The sequence below is a fragment of the Streptomyces sp. NPDC020490 genome (genome assembly GCF_044335305.1).
Taxonomy (GTDB): domain Bacteria; phylum Actinomycetota; class Actinomycetes; order Streptomycetales; family Streptomycetaceae; genus Streptomyces.
Genome location: NZ_JBIRUY010000016.1, coordinates 64,863 through 79,732, shown reverse-complemented (window position 1 = coordinate 79,732; position 14,870 = coordinate 64,863). Strand labels below are relative to the sequence as shown.

18 protein-coding genes and 1 pseudogene are annotated in these 14,870 nt (G+C 71.3%); 5 read left to right on the top strand and 14 right to left on the bottom strand.

Going from position 1 to position 14,870, the window contains the following annotated elements; genetic code table 11:
• Positions 1–447: 447 nt before the first annotated feature.
• The 7 genes from ACH4ZX_RS18625 to ACH4ZX_RS18595 all read right to left on the bottom strand — a co-directional run bounded on the left by ACH4ZX_RS18625 (position 448) and on the right by ACH4ZX_RS18595 (position 5,465).
• A complete protein-coding gene (locus ACH4ZX_RS18625) occupies positions 448–1,101 on the bottom strand; it encodes a TetR/AcrR family transcriptional regulator (RefSeq protein ID WP_398273411.1) in 654 nt (217 codons plus the stop codon).
• A gap of 155 nt (positions 1,102–1,256) precedes the next feature.
• Positions 1,257–1,562 (bottom strand): DUF4229 domain-containing protein, encoded by a 306-nt coding sequence (locus tag ACH4ZX_RS18620; protein ID WP_398273408.1) that lies wholly within the window; start codon positions 1,560–1,562, stop codon positions 1,257–1,259.
• 84 nt (positions 1,563–1,646) lie between these two features.
• Positions 1,647–2,171: a GNAT family N-acetyltransferase gene (locus ACH4ZX_RS18615; RefSeq protein ID WP_398273405.1), complete on the bottom strand. Its 525-nt coding sequence runs from the start codon at positions 2,169–2,171 to the stop codon at positions 1,647–1,649.
• Between the two features lie 34 nt (positions 2,172–2,205).
• Positions 2,206–2,856: a UdgX family uracil-DNA binding protein gene (locus ACH4ZX_RS18610; protein ID WP_398273402.1), complete on the bottom strand. Its 651-nt coding sequence runs from the start codon at positions 2,854–2,856 to the stop codon at positions 2,206–2,208.
• Between the two features lie 64 nt (positions 2,857–2,920).
• Positions 2,921–4,084 carry an aminofutalosine synthase MqnE gene (gene mqnE, locus ACH4ZX_RS18605; RefSeq protein ID WP_398273400.1) on the bottom strand — a complete coding sequence of 388 codons (1,164 nt, stop codon included), beginning with the start codon at positions 4,082–4,084 and terminating at the stop codon, positions 2,921–2,923.
• Between the two features lie 48 nt (positions 4,085–4,132).
• Positions 4,133–4,588, bottom strand: a complete 456-nt coding sequence (locus ACH4ZX_RS18600) for an Lrp/AsnC family transcriptional regulator (protein ID WP_324786400.1) — start codon at positions 4,586–4,588, stop codon at positions 4,133–4,135.
• Positions 4,589–4,781: 193 nt separating this feature from the next.
• Complete coding sequence (locus ACH4ZX_RS18595; RefSeq protein WP_398273397.1) at positions 4,782–5,465, bottom strand: UbiX family flavin prenyltransferase; 684 nt, start codon at positions 5,463–5,465, stop codon at positions 4,782–4,784.
• A gap of 137 nt (positions 5,466–5,602) precedes the next feature.
• On the opposite strand from ACH4ZX_RS18595, the gene ACH4ZX_RS18590 reads away from it, so the two are divergent.
• Positions 5,603–5,821 (top strand): type II toxin-antitoxin system VapB family antitoxin, encoded by a 219-nt coding sequence (locus tag ACH4ZX_RS18590; RefSeq protein WP_398273394.1) that lies wholly within the window; start codon positions 5,603–5,605, stop codon positions 5,819–5,821.
• Positions 5,818–6,228 carry a PIN domain nuclease gene (locus ACH4ZX_RS18585; protein WP_398273392.1) on the top strand — a complete coding sequence of 137 codons (411 nt, stop codon included), beginning with the start codon at positions 5,818–5,820 and terminating at the stop codon, positions 6,226–6,228. Before ACH4ZX_RS18590 ends, ACH4ZX_RS18585 begins: the two co-directional genes overlap by 4 nt.
• Positions 6,229–6,258: 30 nt before the next feature.
• On the opposite strand, the gene mqnP is transcribed toward ACH4ZX_RS18585, so the two are convergent.
• Both mqnP and ACH4ZX_RS18575 read right to left on the bottom strand, forming a co-directional pair.
• Positions 6,259–7,161: a menaquinone biosynthesis prenyltransferase MqnP gene (gene mqnP, locus ACH4ZX_RS18580; protein ID WP_398273389.1), complete on the bottom strand. Its 903-nt coding sequence runs from the start codon at positions 7,159–7,161 to the stop codon at positions 6,259–6,261.
• The gene (locus ACH4ZX_RS18575; RefSeq protein ID WP_398273387.1) at positions 7,158–8,609 is read right to left on the bottom strand and encodes a menaquinone biosynthesis decarboxylase; all 1,452 of its coding nucleotides are present in this window, start codon (positions 8,607–8,609) and stop codon (positions 7,158–7,160) included. The genes mqnP and ACH4ZX_RS18575 overlap by 4 nt, the downstream gene beginning before the upstream one ends.
• Positions 8,610–8,685: 76 nt before the next feature.
• Between ACH4ZX_RS18575 and ACH4ZX_RS18570 the strand changes: the two are divergent.
• Positions 8,686–8,961 (top strand): annotated as a pseudogene (locus ACH4ZX_RS18570) (PLD nuclease N-terminal domain-containing protein); the annotation flags it as partial.
• Positions 8,962–9,065: 104 nt separating this feature from the next.
• Here the strand turns inward: ACH4ZX_RS18570 and ACH4ZX_RS18565 are convergent.
• Entirely contained in the window at positions 9,066–9,464 is a 399-nt protein-coding gene (locus ACH4ZX_RS18565) for an ArsR/SmtB family transcription factor (RefSeq protein WP_398273384.1), read from the bottom strand.
• 55 nt (positions 9,465–9,519) lie between these two features.
• Here ACH4ZX_RS18565 and ACH4ZX_RS18560 point away from each other — a divergent pair, with 55 nt between their 5' ends.
• A complete protein-coding gene (locus ACH4ZX_RS18560; RefSeq protein ID WP_398273381.1) occupies positions 9,520–10,500 on the top strand; it encodes a zinc-binding alcohol dehydrogenase family protein in 981 nt (326 codons plus the stop codon).
• A 62-nt stretch (positions 10,501–10,562) separates the two neighbouring features.
• On the opposite strand, the gene ACH4ZX_RS18555 is transcribed toward ACH4ZX_RS18560, so the two are convergent.
• On the bottom strand, positions 10,563–10,865 hold the full coding sequence (locus tag ACH4ZX_RS18555; protein WP_360751445.1) for a hypothetical protein: 303 nt from the start codon (positions 10,863–10,865) through the stop codon (positions 10,563–10,565).
• Positions 10,866–11,027: 162 nt separating this feature from the next.
• On the opposite strand from ACH4ZX_RS18555, the gene ACH4ZX_RS18550 reads away from it, so the two are divergent.
• Positions 11,028–11,477 carry a nucleoside deaminase gene (locus ACH4ZX_RS18550; RefSeq protein WP_398273378.1) on the top strand — a complete coding sequence of 150 codons (450 nt, stop codon included), beginning with the start codon at positions 11,028–11,030 and terminating at the stop codon, positions 11,475–11,477.
• 62 nt (positions 11,478–11,539) lie between these two features.
• On the opposite strand, the gene ACH4ZX_RS18545 is transcribed toward ACH4ZX_RS18550, so the two are convergent.
• The 3 genes from ACH4ZX_RS18545 to ACH4ZX_RS18535 are packed head-to-tail and all read right to left on the bottom strand — an operon-like array spanning position 11,540 to position 14,868.
• On the bottom strand, positions 11,540–11,944 hold the full coding sequence (locus ACH4ZX_RS18545) for an SRPBCC family protein (protein WP_398273375.1): 405 nt from the start codon (positions 11,942–11,944) through the stop codon (positions 11,540–11,542).
• A 57-nt stretch (positions 11,945–12,001) separates the two neighbouring features.
• Entirely contained in the window at positions 12,002–13,087 is a 1,086-nt protein-coding gene (ccsB, locus tag ACH4ZX_RS18540) for a c-type cytochrome biogenesis protein CcsB (protein ID WP_398273372.1), read from the bottom strand.
• Entirely contained in the window at positions 13,084–14,868 is a 1,785-nt protein-coding gene (locus ACH4ZX_RS18535) for a cytochrome c biogenesis protein ResB (protein ID WP_398273370.1), read from the bottom strand. The genes ccsB and ACH4ZX_RS18535 overlap by 4 nt, the downstream gene beginning before the upstream one ends.
• Between the last annotated feature and the right edge of the window lie 2 nt (positions 14,869–14,870).

Sequence of the window (14,870 nt, the reverse complement as noted above, 5' to 3'; positions counted from 1 at the left end):
GGCCTCCGCAGACCTGCGCACGGGCGCAGGGGCGACCTCGGGGGCTCAGGCCGCCGGGCGGGCACGGCGCGGCGCGGCGGCAGGGGCGCAGGGGCGCGAACTCCGGGCCGGACACGCCCCGAGCGTCGACGCGAGCCGCCGGGCCGCCGGGCCGCCGGGCCGTCCAGCGCACCGGCGCCGACACCCCGCACACCGCCCGGACGCTACCCGGCCGGCCTCCGCAGACCTGCGCACGGGCGCAGGGGCGACCTCGGGGGCTCGCGACCTCGGGGGCTCGCGCCGCCTGGCGGGCACGGCGCGAGGATGCGCGGCTCGGCGCTACGGCGCAAGCGCGGCGGCGCGCGACGCGACGCGATGACGCGCGACGCGGTCCAGCGCCGCGAACCACCGGGCCGCCCGGCGCACCGGGGCCGCCCCGAACGCCGCCCGCGGTCCTGCGCAGGGGGATCAGGGTTCGGGGGTGGGCGGGGGGGACCAGGGGTGTCCGGTCATCAGGTTGCTCAGGCCTGCCCAGGCGAAGTTCATCAGGGTGGCCGCCGCCTGCCGCGCGGTGACGCCGGGGGTGGCGTTGGCCCAGGCGGCGAGGGACTCGGCGGCGCCGACCAGGGCCTCGGCGAGACCGGCGACCTCGTGCTCGGGCAGGTCGGGGTCGCGGTGCGCCTCCCGGGCGGCGACGGCGATCAGCTGCGTGACGAACGCGACGAGCTCCTCGCGCATCGCGGCGGCCTCGGCGGCGAACCGCTCGCCGTGGGTACGGGCCTGCAGGTGCAGCACCGACCAGCCGTCCGGGTTCTGCGCGGTGTGCGTGAAGAACGCCCGCAGCCCGTCCCAGAGTTGGCGGTCGGCGGGCAGATCCCGCCGGACGCCGGCGCGCACCGCCTCGGTCAGCGCCTTCGCCTCGCGGCGGATGCAGGCCGTGAACAGGTCTTCCTTGGAATTCAGGTACAGGTAGACCAACGGCTTGGAGACACCGGCGAGTTCGGCGATCTCGTCCATGGATGCGGCCATGTAGCCACGCTGGCCGAAGGTCCGTACGGCGGCGTCCAGCATCTGCTGTTCGCGGACCGCGCGCGGCATCCGCTTGGTCTTCACGGCACCCATGGGGCAAGGTTACGGCCTGTCCGGCGGATCGGTCCGGCTCCGGGGCGCGGCGGCCCGCTCCGCGGGGGCCTCCCGGTCAGGTCGCCCCGAGGTTTTCCCGAGGTTTCCGACGATGTTACCGACGAGGTTTCCGACGAGGTTTCCGACGAGATTCTCTACGAGGTCTGTTCCTGGGTGCGTCCGGCCGCCTCGTCGGCCGCCTCGTCCTCCTGGGAGCGGCTGGCGGCCAGGTTCGCCTTCATCCGGTCCACCCGCTGCACGACCTGCTCGGAGGCCCGGTCCCGCTCCCCGCGCAGCACGACGAAGCTGATCGGAGCGGAGATCACCAGCGACAGCAGCACGATCCACATGCCGTTGGAGTCGCCGAGCCCGCGCGGGACGACACCCGCGTACACGAGGCCCCAGACGGCCACGAGGCAGCCCACGAAGATCCCGAGGCGCATCAGCGTGTAGCGGAGCATCTCAATCCACTCTTCCGATTCCAGAAAGGAGCAAGGAGCACTGTCCAGTGAAGCACGCTCACCCCGCGATCTTCCGGCCGGGGCTCAGCCCAGCGGCAGCAGCATGATCACGTCGTCGCGGTCGTCGCCGGGCGCGACGCGGATGGCGCCGGGGACGCGGCCGACCTCCTTGTAGCCGCAGGAGCCGTAGAAGCGCTCCAGGCCGAGTCCGCCGCGGCAGGTGAGCCGGATCGCCTCCACGCCGTCCAGACCGCGGGCGGCCTCGGCGGCGGCCGCGAGCAGGTCCCGGCCGTACCCGCGGCCCTGGTGGCGGGGGTGCACCATCACGGTGTAGAGCCACACCCAGTGCTTCATCAGCCGGTGGGTGTTGTGTGTGAGGAACGCCGCGGCCGCCACCCGTCCCTCCTCGTCGTGCCCGCAGAGCAGGCGGGCGCGCCCCTCGCTCATCGCCACGAAGTGCTTCAGCAGCTCGGGCCGGATCTCCTCCCGCGTCACCGGGGGCACGAACCCGACGGCGCCGCCCGCGTCGGTGACGTCGGCCCACAGGTCGAGCAGGCCGTCGCGCAGGTCGGGCGTGACGGACGGGTCCAGGGTGAAGGTAAGGGGCATGCGCGAATCGTATCCCTTACGGAACGTGCGACGCTTACGACAGCACGCGCGCCGCCACCTCCAGGTCCCCCACCAGCCCCCGGTACGCCGCCTCCCGGTCGTCCGCCCGCAGCACCGACGACGGGTGCACGGTCGGCACCAGCCGCCGCGGACGCCCGTGGATCTCCTCCTCCAGCACCGTCCCGCGCACCCGGCCGACCCGGAACGACGAGCCGAGCAGCGCCTTGCCCGCGGTGGCGCCCAGCACCACGACCAGCTCCGGCTCGACGACCGCCAGCTCGGCCGCCAGCCACGGCCCGCACGCCGTCATCTCGCGCAGGCTCGGCGCCTTGTGGATCCGGCGCTTGCCCGGCCCGGCCCGCGCGAACTTGAAGTGCTTGACGGCGTTGGTGACGTACGCCTCGCCGGGATCGATGCCGACCTCGGCGAGCGGCCGGTCCAGCAGCCTGCCCGCAGGTCCGACGAAGGGCCTGCCCTGCCGGTCCTCCTGGTCGCCGGGCTGCTCGCCGACGAGCATCACCCGGGCGTCCTCGGCGCCCGCGCCGAAGACGGTCTGCGTGGCGTCCCGGTGCAGGGGGCAGCCCCGGCAGCCGGCCGCGGCCTCCCGCAGCCCGCCGAGCGTGAGCCGCCCGGGCAGGAACGGCTCGGCGGTGTAGGCGTCCTCGGGAGCCTCGGTGCGCACCATGCCGGGCGGGTACCCGCCCGGCACCGGGCGTCACGGCTCACGTGGGCGTCAGGCGGGCGTCACGTCACACGCGCATCGGCTGCGGGGTGTCCCGGCGCGCCGGGTCCGGGCCGTCGAACTCGCGGATGATCTCGTAGCGGGTGTTGCGCTCCACCGGGCGGAAGCCGGCGTCGCGGATGAGGTCCAGCAGGTCGTCGCGGGTCAGCTTGTTCGGCGTGCCGAAGTTGTCCGCGTCGTGCGTGATCTTGTACTCGACGACCGAGCCGTCCATGTCGTCGGCGCCGTGCTGGAGGGCGAGCTGGGCGGTCTGGACGCCGTGCATCACCCAGAAGACCTTCACGTGCGGGACGTTGTCGAACAGCAGCCGGGAGACCGCGAAGGTCTTCAGCGCCTCCGCGCCGGTCGCCATCTGGGTGCGCGCCTGAAGGCGGTTGCGGATCTTGCCGTCCTTCATGTCCACGAAGTCGTGCTGGTAGCGCAGCGGGATGAAGACCTGGAAGCCGTTCGTCTCGTCCTGCAGCTCACGCAGGCGCAGCACGTGGTCGACGCGGTGCCGGGGCTCCTCGATGTGGCCGTAGAGCATGGTGCACGGGGTCTTGAGGCCCTTCTCGTGCGCCAGGCGGTGGATGCGGGACCAGTCCTCCCAGTGGGTGCGGTGGTCCACGATGTGCTGCCGGACCTCCCAGTCGAAGATCTCCGCGCCGCCGCCGGTGAGGGACTCCAGGCCGGCGTCGATGAGCTCGTCGAGGATCTCGGAGGCGCTGAGCCCCGAGATCGTCTCGAAGTGGTGGATCTCGGTGGCCGTGAAGGCCTTCAGGGAGACGTCCGGCAGGGCCGCCTTCAGCTCCCGCAGCGACCGCGGGTAGTAGCGCCACGGCAGGTTGGGGTGCAGGCCGTTGACGATGTGCAGCTCGGTGAGGTTCTCCGACTCCATCGCCTTGGCGAGCTTGACGGCCTCCTCGATGCGCATCGTGTACGCGTCCTTCTCGCCCGGCTTGCGCTGGAAGGAGCAGTAGGCGCAGGAGGCCGTGCACACGTTGGTCATGTTGAGGTGGCGGTTGACGTTGAAGTGGACGACGTCGCCGTTCTTCCGGGTGCGTACCTCGTGCGCCAGGCCGCCCAGCCACGCGAGGTCGTCCGACTCGTACAGCGCGATGCCGTCCTCGCGGGACAGCCGCTCACCGGAGCGGACCTTCTCCTCCAGCTCGCGCTTGAGCCCGACGTCCATGCCGTTACCTCTTTCTGAGAAGACTCCGTCAACCGTACGCTGTGCCCGTCAGACCTCTTCCGGCAGCTCACCCACCCGGTTCTCCCACTTCGTGGACAGCACGATGGTGGTACGGGTCCGGGAGACGCCCTTGGTCCCGGAAAGCCGCCGGATGATCCTCTCCAGGCCGTCCACGTCCGCCGCCCGGACCTTGAGCATGAACGAGTCGTCGCCGGCGATGAACCAGCAGTCCTCGATCTCCCCGAGGTCCTTCAGCCGCATCGCCACGTCCTCGTGGTCGGCGGCGTCGGAGAGCGAGATGCCGATCAGCGCGGTGACGCCGAGGCCGAGGGAGGCGGCGTCGACGGTGGCGCGGTAGCCGGTGATGACGCCGGCCGCCTCCAGCCGGTTGATGCGGTCGGTGACGCTGGGTCCCGACAGGCCGACGAGGCGCCCCAGCTCCGCGTACGAGGCCCGGCCGTTCTCCCTCAGGGCCTGGATGAGCTGCCTGTCCACCGCGTCCATGCGATCGAAGCCTTCCGCTGTAGGAGTTCCTGAAGTCTGAAGTGCTGAGAGGTGCTGCGAGGTGCTGCGAGATGCTTGGAGGTACTGAGAGTGCTGAGAGGTGCTGCGAGGTTGCTCGGCCGTACCGCCGCTGTACCGCCGCCGTACCGCCGCCTTGCCGCCGGACCGCCGGACCGCCGGACCGCGACGTGCTCTACCGGCCCGGTTCCGGTGCGGCGCCGCCGCCCAGGCCGCCCTTCCACCGCCGGTACAGGCCGTGTTCGACGCCCGCCGCGTCCAGCACCCGCCCGGCGACGAAGTCCACCAGGTCCTGGATGTGGGTGGCGCCCGCGTAGAAGCCCGGCGAGGCCGGCACCACGCTCGCGCCGGCGTCGTCCAGGGCGACCAGGTGACGGAGGGTCTGACCGTTGAGCGGGGTCTCGCGCACGGCCACGACCAGCCTGCGGCGCTCCTTGAGGGTGACGCTCGCCGCCCGCTGCAGCAGGTCCTTGGACAGCCCGAGGGCGACGCCCGCGACGCAGGCGGTGGAAGCGGGCACGATCAGCATGCCCTTGCTCGGGTACGACCCCGAGGACGGTCCGGCCGCGAGGTCCCCGGCGCTCCAGTGCCGTACGCCCGCGAGGTCCACCTGGAAGCGGTCCGGCTTGCCGTCGGCCCCCCGCGACAGCCATTCCCGCAGGTCGTCCTGCCAGTGGCCGTCCCGGAAGGAGATCCCCGTCTCGTCGAGCAGCGTGAGCCGCGAAGCGCGGCTGACGACCAGGTCGACGCTCTCACCGGCCTCCAGCAGCGCGCGCAGCACCGCGGCGGCATACGGCGTGCCGGATGCCCCGGACACCCCCACGATCCAAGGCGTGCGCTGCTTTTCTCCTGCGTTCACATCTTGAGCGTACCGGTGGGGCGGGGGGTGTTCAGGACCGCGCTGCCCGGGCGCCGCGCAGGCGGCGCTGCCGACCCGGCAGCCACTGGTTGATATAAGGTTGTCGGCGATATATACGCCCGGTCGTGGGAGGCCTCATGTCCAAGACCCTGGTCGACATCGACGACGACAAGCTGGCCTTCGCTCAGCGCCAGCTCGGCACCAAGACCAAGCGGGAGACCATCGACCGCGCGTTGACCATAGCGTCCGCCATCAGCGCCGACGACCGGGCACGTGCGCTGGGCTGGCTCCAGGAGAACGCCGACGCGTTCCTGGACTTCGACCTTCTCGAGGAACGGGAACGGGCGGGGTTGTGACGTACCTGGCCGACACCTCCGCCGTGTGGCGGCTTCTGCGCCGGCAGCTCGGCCCACCGTGGCCCGACCGTGTGGCACGAGGACTGGTCGCCATCTGTCCTCCCGTCGAGGCCGAACTGATGCCGGGCCTCCGGTCCGACCGGGACTACGAGCCCTTCTTCACCGTTCTCGGCCAGACCTTCGGCTGGGTTCCCGCACTCGACGACCCGTGGCCGAAGATCGTAGAGGTACAGCGGGACCTGGTGAGGATCGGGCACCATCGCGGACCTTCCCCCATGGACATCCTGATCGCTCTCACCGCCGAGCGGCATGGCCTGACCGTCCTGCACGTCGACGACGATTTCGAGGCCATCGCCAAGGTGAGACCAGGCATCCCCATGACCCGGGGTGAGGCACGCGGCAACTGATCCCGCAACACCCCACCGCCCGTCACGGCGTCACAGCGTCAGCCCCCGTACCAGCAGGTCCAGCAGGGCGCAGCCGAACAGGGCGATGCCGATGAAGCCGTTGACGCTGAAGAAGGCCCGGTTCAGGCGGGAGAGGTCGTGCGGGCGGACGATCGAGTGCTCGTACCCGAACGCGCCCGCCACGATCAGCAGGCCCAGCCAGAAGAAGGCGCCCGCGCCGGTGGCGAGGGCGTACCAGACGAACAGTGCCGTCGTCACCGCGTGGCAGACCCGCGCGCCCCAGATCGCCGCGGGGATGCCGAAGCGGGCCGGGACCGACATGACGCCGATCTCGCGGTCGGTCTCGACGTCCTGGCAGGCGTAGATCAGGTCGAAGCCGCCGATCCAGACGCCGACCGCGAGGCCCAGGATCACCGCGTCCCAGGACCACTCGCCGGTGATGGCGAGCCAGCCGCCGACCGGGCCCATCGCCTGGGCGAGGCCCAGGATGGCCTGCGGGAAGTTCGTGAACCGCTTGCCGTACGGGTAGACCACCATCGGGATCACCGCGACGGGGGCCAGGGCCAGGCAGAGGGGGTTCAGCAGGGCGGCGGAGCCGAGGAAGACGACCACCGCGATCAGGGCGCCCGTCCAGGCGTGCTTCACCGACATCGCGCCGGTCACCAGCTCGCGGTGCGCCGTGCGCGGGTTGCGGGCGTCGATCTCCCGGTCGATGATCCGGTTCACCGCCATGGCGAAGGTGCGCAGGCCCACCATGCAGACGGTGACCAGCAGCAGCTTGCCCCAGTGGATGTTCCTGTCCCACTCGTACATCGCGGTGAGCGCGGCGATGTACGCGAACGGCAGGGCGAAGACCGAGTGCTCGATCATCACCAGGCGCAGGAAGGCCTTGGTGCGTCCCGGCTGCGGGATCGCGGCGGAGGCGCTGGTCACAGGCCGTACTCCTTCCAGCGGCGGTCCACCTTCGCCGCTGTCTCCGGGTCGGACAGGACCATGTCGGGCCAGCCGCCGTCGCGGGTGTAGCCCTCCTCGGGCCACTTCTTCGTCGCGTCGATGCCCGCCTTGCCGCCCCAGAACTGCTGGTAGGAGGCGTGGTCGAGGTGGTCGACGGGGCCTTCGACGACGGTGAGGTCGCGGGCGTAGTCCGTGTTGCCCAGGGCCCGCCACGCGACCTCGTGCAGATCGTGCACGTCGCAGTCGGAGTCGACCACCACGATCAGCTTCGTCAGGGACATCATGTGCGCGCCCCAGATCGCGTGCATGACCTTCTGCGCGTGCTTGGGGTACTTCTTGTCGATCGAGACGATGGCGCAGTTGTGGAAGCCGCCCGCCTCGGGGAGGTGGTAGTCGACGATGTCCGGGACGATGATCTTCAGCAGCGGGAGGAAGAACCGCTCCGTCGCCCGGCCGAGCGGACCGTCCTCCGTCGGCGGCCTGCCGACCACGATCGACTGCAGCAGGGGCCGCTTGCGCATCGTCACGCAGTCGATCGTCAGGGCGGGGAAGGGCTCCTGCGGGGTGTAGAAGCCGGTGTGGTCGCCGAAGGGGCCCTCGGGCAGCATCTCGCCGGGCTCCAGCCACCCCTCCAGCACGACCTCCGCGTTCGCCGGCACCTGCAGCGGGACGGTCTTGCAGTCGACCATCTCGATCCGCCGACCCGCGACGAACCCGGCGAAGAGGTACTCGTCGATGTCGCCGGGGAGCGGGGCGGTGGAGGCGTAGGTGACGGCCGGGGGGCAGCCGAAGGCGATGGCGACCGGCAGGCGCTCGCCGCGCCTGGCCGCCACCTGGTAGTGGTTGCGGCTGTCCTTGTGGATCTGCCAGTGCATGCCGATCGTGCGCCGGTCGTGGCGCTGGAGGCGGTACAGGCCGAGGTTGCGGATCCCGGTCTCCGGGTCCTTGGTGTGGGTCAGCCCGAGGTTGAAGAAGGAGCCGCCGTCCTTGGGCCAGGTGAACAGGGCCGGCAACTGCTCCAGGTCGACGTCGTCGCCGGTGAGCACGACCTCCTGCACCGGCGCGTCCTTCACCTTCTTCGGCGGTACGTGCGTCATCGCGCCGAGCTTGCCGAAGGCCTCGCGGACGCCGACGAACCCGTGCGGCAGCTCCGGCTTCAGCAGCCCGCCGATCTTGTCGCTGATGTCGCCGTACGCCTTCAGGCCCAGGGCCTTGAGCAGGCGGCGGTCGGTGCCGAAGACGTTCATCGCGAGGGGCATCGAGGAGCCCTTCACGTTCTCGAACAGCAGCGCCGGGCCGCCCGCCTTCTGCACCCGGTCGACGATCTCCCCGACCTCCAGGTACGGGTCCACCTCGGCCTTGACACGTTTGAGGTCGCCCTCGCGTTCCAGTGCCCTGAGCAGGGAGCGAAGATCGTCGTATGCCATGCGTCCCAGTATCTGCCACCCGATACGCTGGCTCGGTCACCGGGGCCCGCTCACACGTCTGGGGGATCGCACGACGATGCTCAGGTATCTGCCCTTCCTGCTGGTCCTGGCGCTGTGGATCTACGCGTTCGTGGACTGCCTGAACACGCCCGAGGACGAGGTGCGCGGGCTGCCCAAGGTGGCCTGGGTGTTCATCATCCTGCTGTTCGGCGAGGTGCTCGTCGGCCCGGTGGCGTGGCTGGTCGCCGGCCGGAAGCGCACCGCGCCGGCCGCCGGGCGGGCCCGCTGGGTCGCTCCCGACGACAACCCCGAGTTCCTGAAGTCGCTGCGCGAGGAGAACCGGCGCGGCGAGGACAACGACGACGCCTGAGAGCACGGACGCCTGCCGGGGGTGACGCCACCCGGCACCCGGCACCCGGCACCCGGCAAGGTGTATGGGCCGCCCGCTCGCGGACGTCATGCCTCCCGGGGCGGGGCGTCCGGTCGCAGGACGAGTTCCAGCAGGCCCGGGAAGCGGGCGTCGAACTCCCTCCTGCGCAGGCGGTTGACCCGCCGGGGGCCCTCGTCGCGCTGCTCCACCAGACCCGCCCCGCGCAGTACGGCGAAGTGGTGGCTGAGCGCCGCCTTGCCGACCGGCACGTCGAAGCTGCCGCAACTGCGCGACCACTCGGCCGACTCCGCCAGCTCCCGCACCAGGGTGAGGCGTACGGGGTCGGCGAGGGCGGCCAGCGCCGTCTGCACGGAGACGTCGTCGGGGTGGGTGTGTTCGGGGGCGGCCCGATGACCGGTGGTGGTCCGCTGTGCCACGCCGTGCTCCTGTCCGCTCTCCGCTTGCCAGTGTTCGATGAGAACCATACACTCACGACTGTTCGCTTTTGATTGAACAGTTTCGGCTGGACGGGGTTTTGGCATGCGCGCGGTGGAGTTCCAGGAGTACGGCGGTCCCGAGGTGCTGAAGGTGGTGGAGGCCGACGTCCCCGAACCGGGCCCCGGCCAGGTGAGCGTCGACGTGGCGTACACCGGGGTCAACTTCGCCGACCTCAAAGCGCGTTCGGAGGGCTACCGGGTCACGGACCTGCCCTTCCGGCCGGGCCTGGAGGTGTCCGGCCGCGTCCGTGCGGTGGGCGAGGGCGTCACCGGTCTGACCGCGGGGCAGGAGGTGACGGCCCTGACCGGCGGCGGGGCGTACGCGGACGTGGTCCTCGCCGACGCCGTGACCGTCTTCCCGCTCCCGGCGGGTGTGGACCTGCGCACGGCGGCGGCGCTGCCGACCGTGCTGCCCACGGCCTACGCGCTCGTCCACTCCGTGGGCCGGCTGCAGCCCGGCGAGACGGTGCTCGTGCAGGGCGCGGCGGGCGGGGTCGGCACCGTGGCGGGGCAGCTGGCGAAGGCGGCGGGCGCCGGGGCGGTGTACGGCGTGGTGTCGGGCGCGGCGAAGGCGGCGTACGCGCGCGAACAGGGCTACGACGAGGTGTTCGTCGGGGAGTTCGCGGAGCCGGTGCGGGCGGCGACCGGCGGCCGCGGGGTCGACCTCGTGCTCGACCCCGTCGGCGGCGAGACCCTCCGGGCCGGCCTGGCCTCGCTCGCGGTCTTCGGGCGGCTGGTCTCCTTCGGCAACGCGAGCTCGGCGCCGGCCTGGAGCGTGGGGCAGCCCGAGCTGTATCCACGGGGCGTGTCGGTCGGCGGCTTCTCGATCCTCACGCTGGCGCGGACCGCACCGGGCGAGCTGCGGTCACTGGCCGAACGGGCCTTCGCGAAGGCGGTGGACGGGACGGTGTCCCTGCCGGTGACGGCCGAGTTCGCCCTGGAGGAGGCGGCGGAGGCGCACCGCCTGATGGGGGCACGGACCAGCACCGGCAAGCTGCTGCTGCGGGTGGGCGGCGCGCACTGAGGACCAGTTGCCCGCACCACTGGGTGCGGGCGGCGCCGCTCACTCCTCCGGGTTGGTCTCGCTCACTCCTCCGGGTTGGTCTCCAGCCAGGTCAGCTGCATGTCGTCCAGGAGGGACTCCAGGGGGCGGCCGGAGGCGTGGGCGTTGATCTCCACCTGGACCGTGGCCCAGCAGGTGAGGCTCATGACGAGGACGCGCAGGCCGTCCGTTCCGTAGCGGTCGAGGATGTCGTCGGCACAGTCCAGGGCCTCCCGGGCGATCTCCTCGGCGGGGTAGGTGCCGGCCGCCCTGCGCAGGAGGTCGATGGAGAGGCGGGAGACCTCGGGGGTGAGGGCGGCCAGCCGCTTGTCCTCTTCTTCATCCACGCGCTCACCGTAGGGGATGGGGCGCCTTCTGTGCCGTTTCCCGGGGGAAACCGCCCGTAAGGGAAGAACGCGTGAAGATCCCGGCGGCGCCCGCCCGGCCGCCGCCCGCCGCCGCCGGCACGGCGGTTGCCCTGCTGTTCCCGCCACCGGAGAGTGGGACGCATGGATCCGGCACAGGCACGCACCTGGCTCAGCACCGCCGTCGCGGAGGCGCGCGCCGGCCTCGCCGAGGGCGGCATCCCGATCGGGGCCGCGCTGTACGGCGCCGACGGCACCCTCCTCGGGCGCGGCCACAACCGGCGCGTCCAGGACGGCGACCCCTCGGCGCACGCGGAGACGGCCGCGTTCCGGGCGGCGGGACGGCAGCGCTCGTACCGCGGCACGACGATGGTGACGACCCTGTCGCCGTGCTGGTACTGCTCCGGCCTGGTCCGGCAGTTCGGCATCTCCCGGGTCGTGATCGGCGAGGCGGAGACCTTCCACGGCGGGCACGACTGGCTGGCGGAGCACGGCGTGGAGATCGTGCTGCTGGACGACCCCGAGTGCGCCGCGATGATGCGCGACTTCATCGGCGAACACCCGGCCCTGTGGAACGAGGACATCGGTGAGTGAACCGGTGAGCGAGTCGGTGAGCGGACCGGTGAGCGACTGTGAGCGACTCTGCGTGACCGGCCCTAGGAGCGGGTCTCCAGGACGTCGATCAGGCGCTCGAAGCGGGCGCGCCAGCGGGCCTCGGACTCGTGCTCGCCCTGGAACTCGTGGGTGAAGCGGAGCAGGCAGCCGTCCTCACCGGCCCGTTCCAGGTGGAACCTGACCCGCCCGCCGCCCCGCAGCGTGTACTCGGCGACCCGGTCCACGTCCCACGCCGTGACCTGCCCGTCGCCCAGGTCGCGCAGGGAGACCTCGCCGCCGAGCCGGGGCTCGAGGACGTCGACGGCGGTGAACCACTCCGCGAGCCCCTCCGGGGTGGCCAGTGCCGGCCAGGCCTGCTCCATGGGCCGCGGGAGCCGCACCAGGAAGTGCAGGATATGCGTGTTCCCGTGGGTCTGGCTGGTGCCCTGTTCGATGGAACCGGTCATGACACCAGCCTGACGCGCACGGGAACGTCGCGCACCCGATGGGGTGAAGACTCCGTCCTACACGCCCGCGTAGGAGTGCTTGCCGGAGACGAAGATGTTCACGCCGTAGTAGTTGAACAGCCAGCAGCCGAACGCGAGCAGGGCGAGGTAGGCGGCCTTGCGGCCCTTCCAGCCGGCCGTGGCGCGGGCGTGCAGGTAACCGGCGTAGGCGACCCAGGTGATGAACGACCAGGTCTCCTTGGGGTCCCACCCCCAGTAGCGGCCCCACGCGTCGCCCGCCCAGATCGCGCCCGCGATGATCGTGAACGTCCACAGCGGGAAGACGGCCGCGTTGACGCGGTAGGAGAACTTGTCGAGGCTCGCCGAGGCGGGCAGCCGCTCCAGGAAGGACGTCGCGAAGCGGCCGGGCTTGCCGCCGGTGGCGAGCTTGTTCTCGTAGCTGTCCTTGAACAGGTACAGCAGCGTGGCGACCGCGCCGACGTAGAAGACCGCGCCGCACAGGATCGCCGTGGAGACGTGGATGTACAGCCAGTACGAGTGCAGGGCGGGCACGAGCTGGGCGCTGGCGGTGTACAGGACGGTGACGGCGAGACCGAGGTCGAGCAGGACCGTGGTGATCAGGAACAGCCCGAGCCAGCGGATGTTCTTCTTCAGCGCGAGCAGCGTGAGGTACACGCCGACGGCGACCGTCGAGAAGGTGATGTTGAACTCGTACATGTTGCCCCACGGCGCCCGCTGCACCGACAGGGCCCGCGCGAGCACGCCGCCGAACTCGACGAGGAAGGCGAGCGCGGTGAGGGAGACGGCGATGCGCCCGTAGAGGTCGCCCTGCGCGTCCCCGCCGTGCGCGCCCGGCCCGTCCGGCACGTCACGGGAGCCGGCGGCGGACCGCACGACGACCTTCGGCCGCTCCAGCACGGCGGTGCCGCCGGCCTTCTTGACGGTGACGGCGGGAGCCGCCGCCTTCTTGGACGTCTTGGGCTCGGTGAGCGCGGCGGCCGTGCGGCCCACCTTGCTGCGGCTGCCGAAGAGCCATTCGGTGATGTAGGCGAAGAAGGCCAGGGTGTAGACGGCCATCGCGGAGTAGATCAGCGTGTTGCTGATGTTCGCGAGGTGTTCGTTGGTGGCGGCGGCGAGAGTCACTGCTTCTCAGCCCCTTCGGCAGGAACGACTTCGGGGTCGGGGGAATCGGAGGGATCGGCGGAGTCGGAGGAGTCGGCGGAGACCGGGACGGAGGGGTCGGGGGCGTCGTCGGCGTCGGGGGCGGAGTCGGCGTCGGGGGCGCCCGGCGCCTGGTCGTAGAGGATTCCGGCGAGGTCGCCGAGTTCCTCGGGCACCTTGGCGGACTCGCTGCGGCCGAGCCCGGCCATCTCGACGACCGTGACGCCGTCGGCGCCCCGCGTCGCCCGTACCCAGACCCGGCGCCGCTGGACGAACAGCGACGCGGCGAGACCGAAGATCGCCACCAGGGCGCCGCCCAGCGCCCACCCGCTGCCGGGCTGCTGGGTGATCTGGAACTGCGCCCACTCCCTGACGTGCTTCTCCAGGGTGATCGAGCCGGCGCCGTTCGGGAGCGTCATGGTCTGGCCGGGGTGCAGGTTCTTGCGCAGCACCTGGCCGTCGGCCTTCTTGAACGGCTTCATGTTCTTCAGGTCGAGCTGGTACACGCTCTGCGGGATGCCCGAGTCGACGCCGAGGTCGCCGTGGTACCCCACCAGGTTCAGCGTCGGGTTGCGCAGCGCCGGGAAGGTGGAGGCCGTCTCGCTGCCCACGGTGTAGGTCGGCAGGAAGAACGCCTGGAAGCCGAGCTGCTCCCGGACGCCCTTGGCGTTGCGGTAGCCGTCCATCACCTTGATCGCGCCGGAGGAGGTGGCGAAGGAGTCCAGCGGCAGCAGCGGCACGGCGTCGCGGTAGACGACGTTGCCCTTGCCGTCGCGGACGGTGACGACGGGCGCGTAGCCGTGGCTGGCGAGGTAGACCTTGGAGTCGCCGACGGCCAGCGGCTCGTTGACCCGGATCGTGGTGCTCTTCTCCTTGCCGTACGCGCCCACGCTGTAGTTGATCCTGGCCTGGTAGGTGCGCGGCGTGCCCCGGTTGGGGCCGGTTTCCTCGTAGGTGCCCCGGAAGTCCTTCAGGTCGAAGCTGAAGGGGGTGAGGTCGTCGGTGGTGAAGAGGTTGCCGGACTTGAAGTTGTCGTACTGCGTGATGGTGTTGGCGAAGCCGTCGCCCTCGACCACCAGCTTGTAGCCCTCGGACTTGAACAGCTGGCCCCAGGCGAAGGCGACCAGCATCACGATCAGCGCAACGTGGAAGGCGAGGTTGCCGACCTCGCGCAGATAGCCCTTCTCGGCGGCGACCGCGTCACCGGTGGCGTGCGCCCGGAAGCGGCGCTTCTTCAGCAGGGTGAGCGCGGCCTCGCGGACCGCTTCGGGCTCGGCGGTGGTGCGCCAGGTGGTGTAGGCGGGCAGCCGGGTCAGGCGGCGCGGGGCGGCCGGCGGGCGGCCGCGCAGCTGGCCCACGAACTGCCAGGTGCGGGGCACGATGCAGCCGATGAGCGAGACGAACAGCAGGATGTAGATCGCGGAGAACCACACCGAGCTGTAGACGTGGAAGAGGCCGAGCCTGTCGTAGACCGGCCCGAGGATGCTGTGGTCCTTGCGGAACTGGGCGACCTTCGTCGCGTCGATGCCGGTCTGCGGGATCAGCGAGCCCGGGATCGCGCCGAGCGACAGCAGCAGGAGCAGCAGCAGCGCCACCCGCATCGAGGTGAGCTGGCGCCAGAACCAGCGCGCCCAGCCGATCACGCCCAGGGAGGGCATGTTCGGCAGCTCCTCCTTGGGCGCGGTGGACAGCTGGGAGCCGGCGGCCCCCAGGTCCTGGTCCTCGCCGGTGGCGGGGGCGTTGTCGGCGGTGGTCTTGCTCATCG

Excerpts from the sequence above, each read along its gene's own strand:
- ACH4ZX_RS18565 (WP_398273384.1), bottom strand. The coding sequence starts at position 9,464 with ATGGTTCTCATCGAACACTGGCAAGCGGAGAGCGGACAGGAGCACGGC.
- ACH4ZX_RS18600 (WP_324786400.1), bottom strand. The coding sequence starts at position 4,588 with ATGGACGCGGTGGACAGGCAGCTCATCCAGGCCCTGAGGGAGAACGGC.
- ACH4ZX_RS18615 (WP_398273405.1), bottom strand. The coding sequence starts at position 2,171 with ATGCCCCTTACCTTCACCCTGGACCCGTCCGTCACGCCCGACCTGCGC.
- ACH4ZX_RS18590 (WP_398273394.1), top strand. The coding sequence starts at position 5,603 with ATGTCCAAGACCCTGGTCGACATCGACGACGACAAGCTGGCCTTCGCT.
- ACH4ZX_RS18550 (WP_398273378.1), top strand. The coding sequence starts at position 11,028 with ATGGATCCGGCACAGGCACGCACCTGGCTCAGCACCGCCGTCGCGGAG.
- ACH4ZX_RS18610 (WP_398273402.1), bottom strand. The coding sequence starts at position 2,856 with ATGGTGCGCACCGAGGCTCCCGAGGACGCCTACACCGCCGAGCCGTTC.
- ACH4ZX_RS18545 (WP_398273375.1), bottom strand. The coding sequence starts at position 11,944 with ATGACCGGTTCCATCGAACAGGGCACCAGCCAGACCCACGGGAACACG.
- ACH4ZX_RS18560 (WP_398273381.1), top strand. The coding sequence starts at position 9,520 with ATGCGCGCGGTGGAGTTCCAGGAGTACGGCGGTCCCGAGGTGCTGAAG.
- ACH4ZX_RS18575 (WP_398273387.1), bottom strand. The coding sequence starts at position 8,609 with ATGGCATACGACGATCTTCGCTCCCTGCTCAGGGCACTGGAACGCGAG.
- ACH4ZX_RS18535 (WP_398273370.1), bottom strand. The coding sequence starts at position 14,868 with ATGAGCAAGACCACCGCCGACAACGCCCCCGCCACCGGCGAGGACCAG.
- mqnE (WP_398273400.1), bottom strand. The coding sequence starts at position 4,084 with ATGGACGTCGGGCTCAAGCGCGAGCTGGAGGAGAAGGTCCGCTCCGGT.
- ACH4ZX_RS18620 (WP_398273408.1), bottom strand. The coding sequence starts at position 1,562 with ATGCTCCGCTACACGCTGATGCGCCTCGGGATCTTCGTGGGCTGCCTC.
- ACH4ZX_RS18625 (WP_398273411.1), bottom strand. The coding sequence starts at position 1,101 with ATGGGTGCCGTGAAGACCAAGCGGATGCCGCGCGCGGTCCGCGAACAG.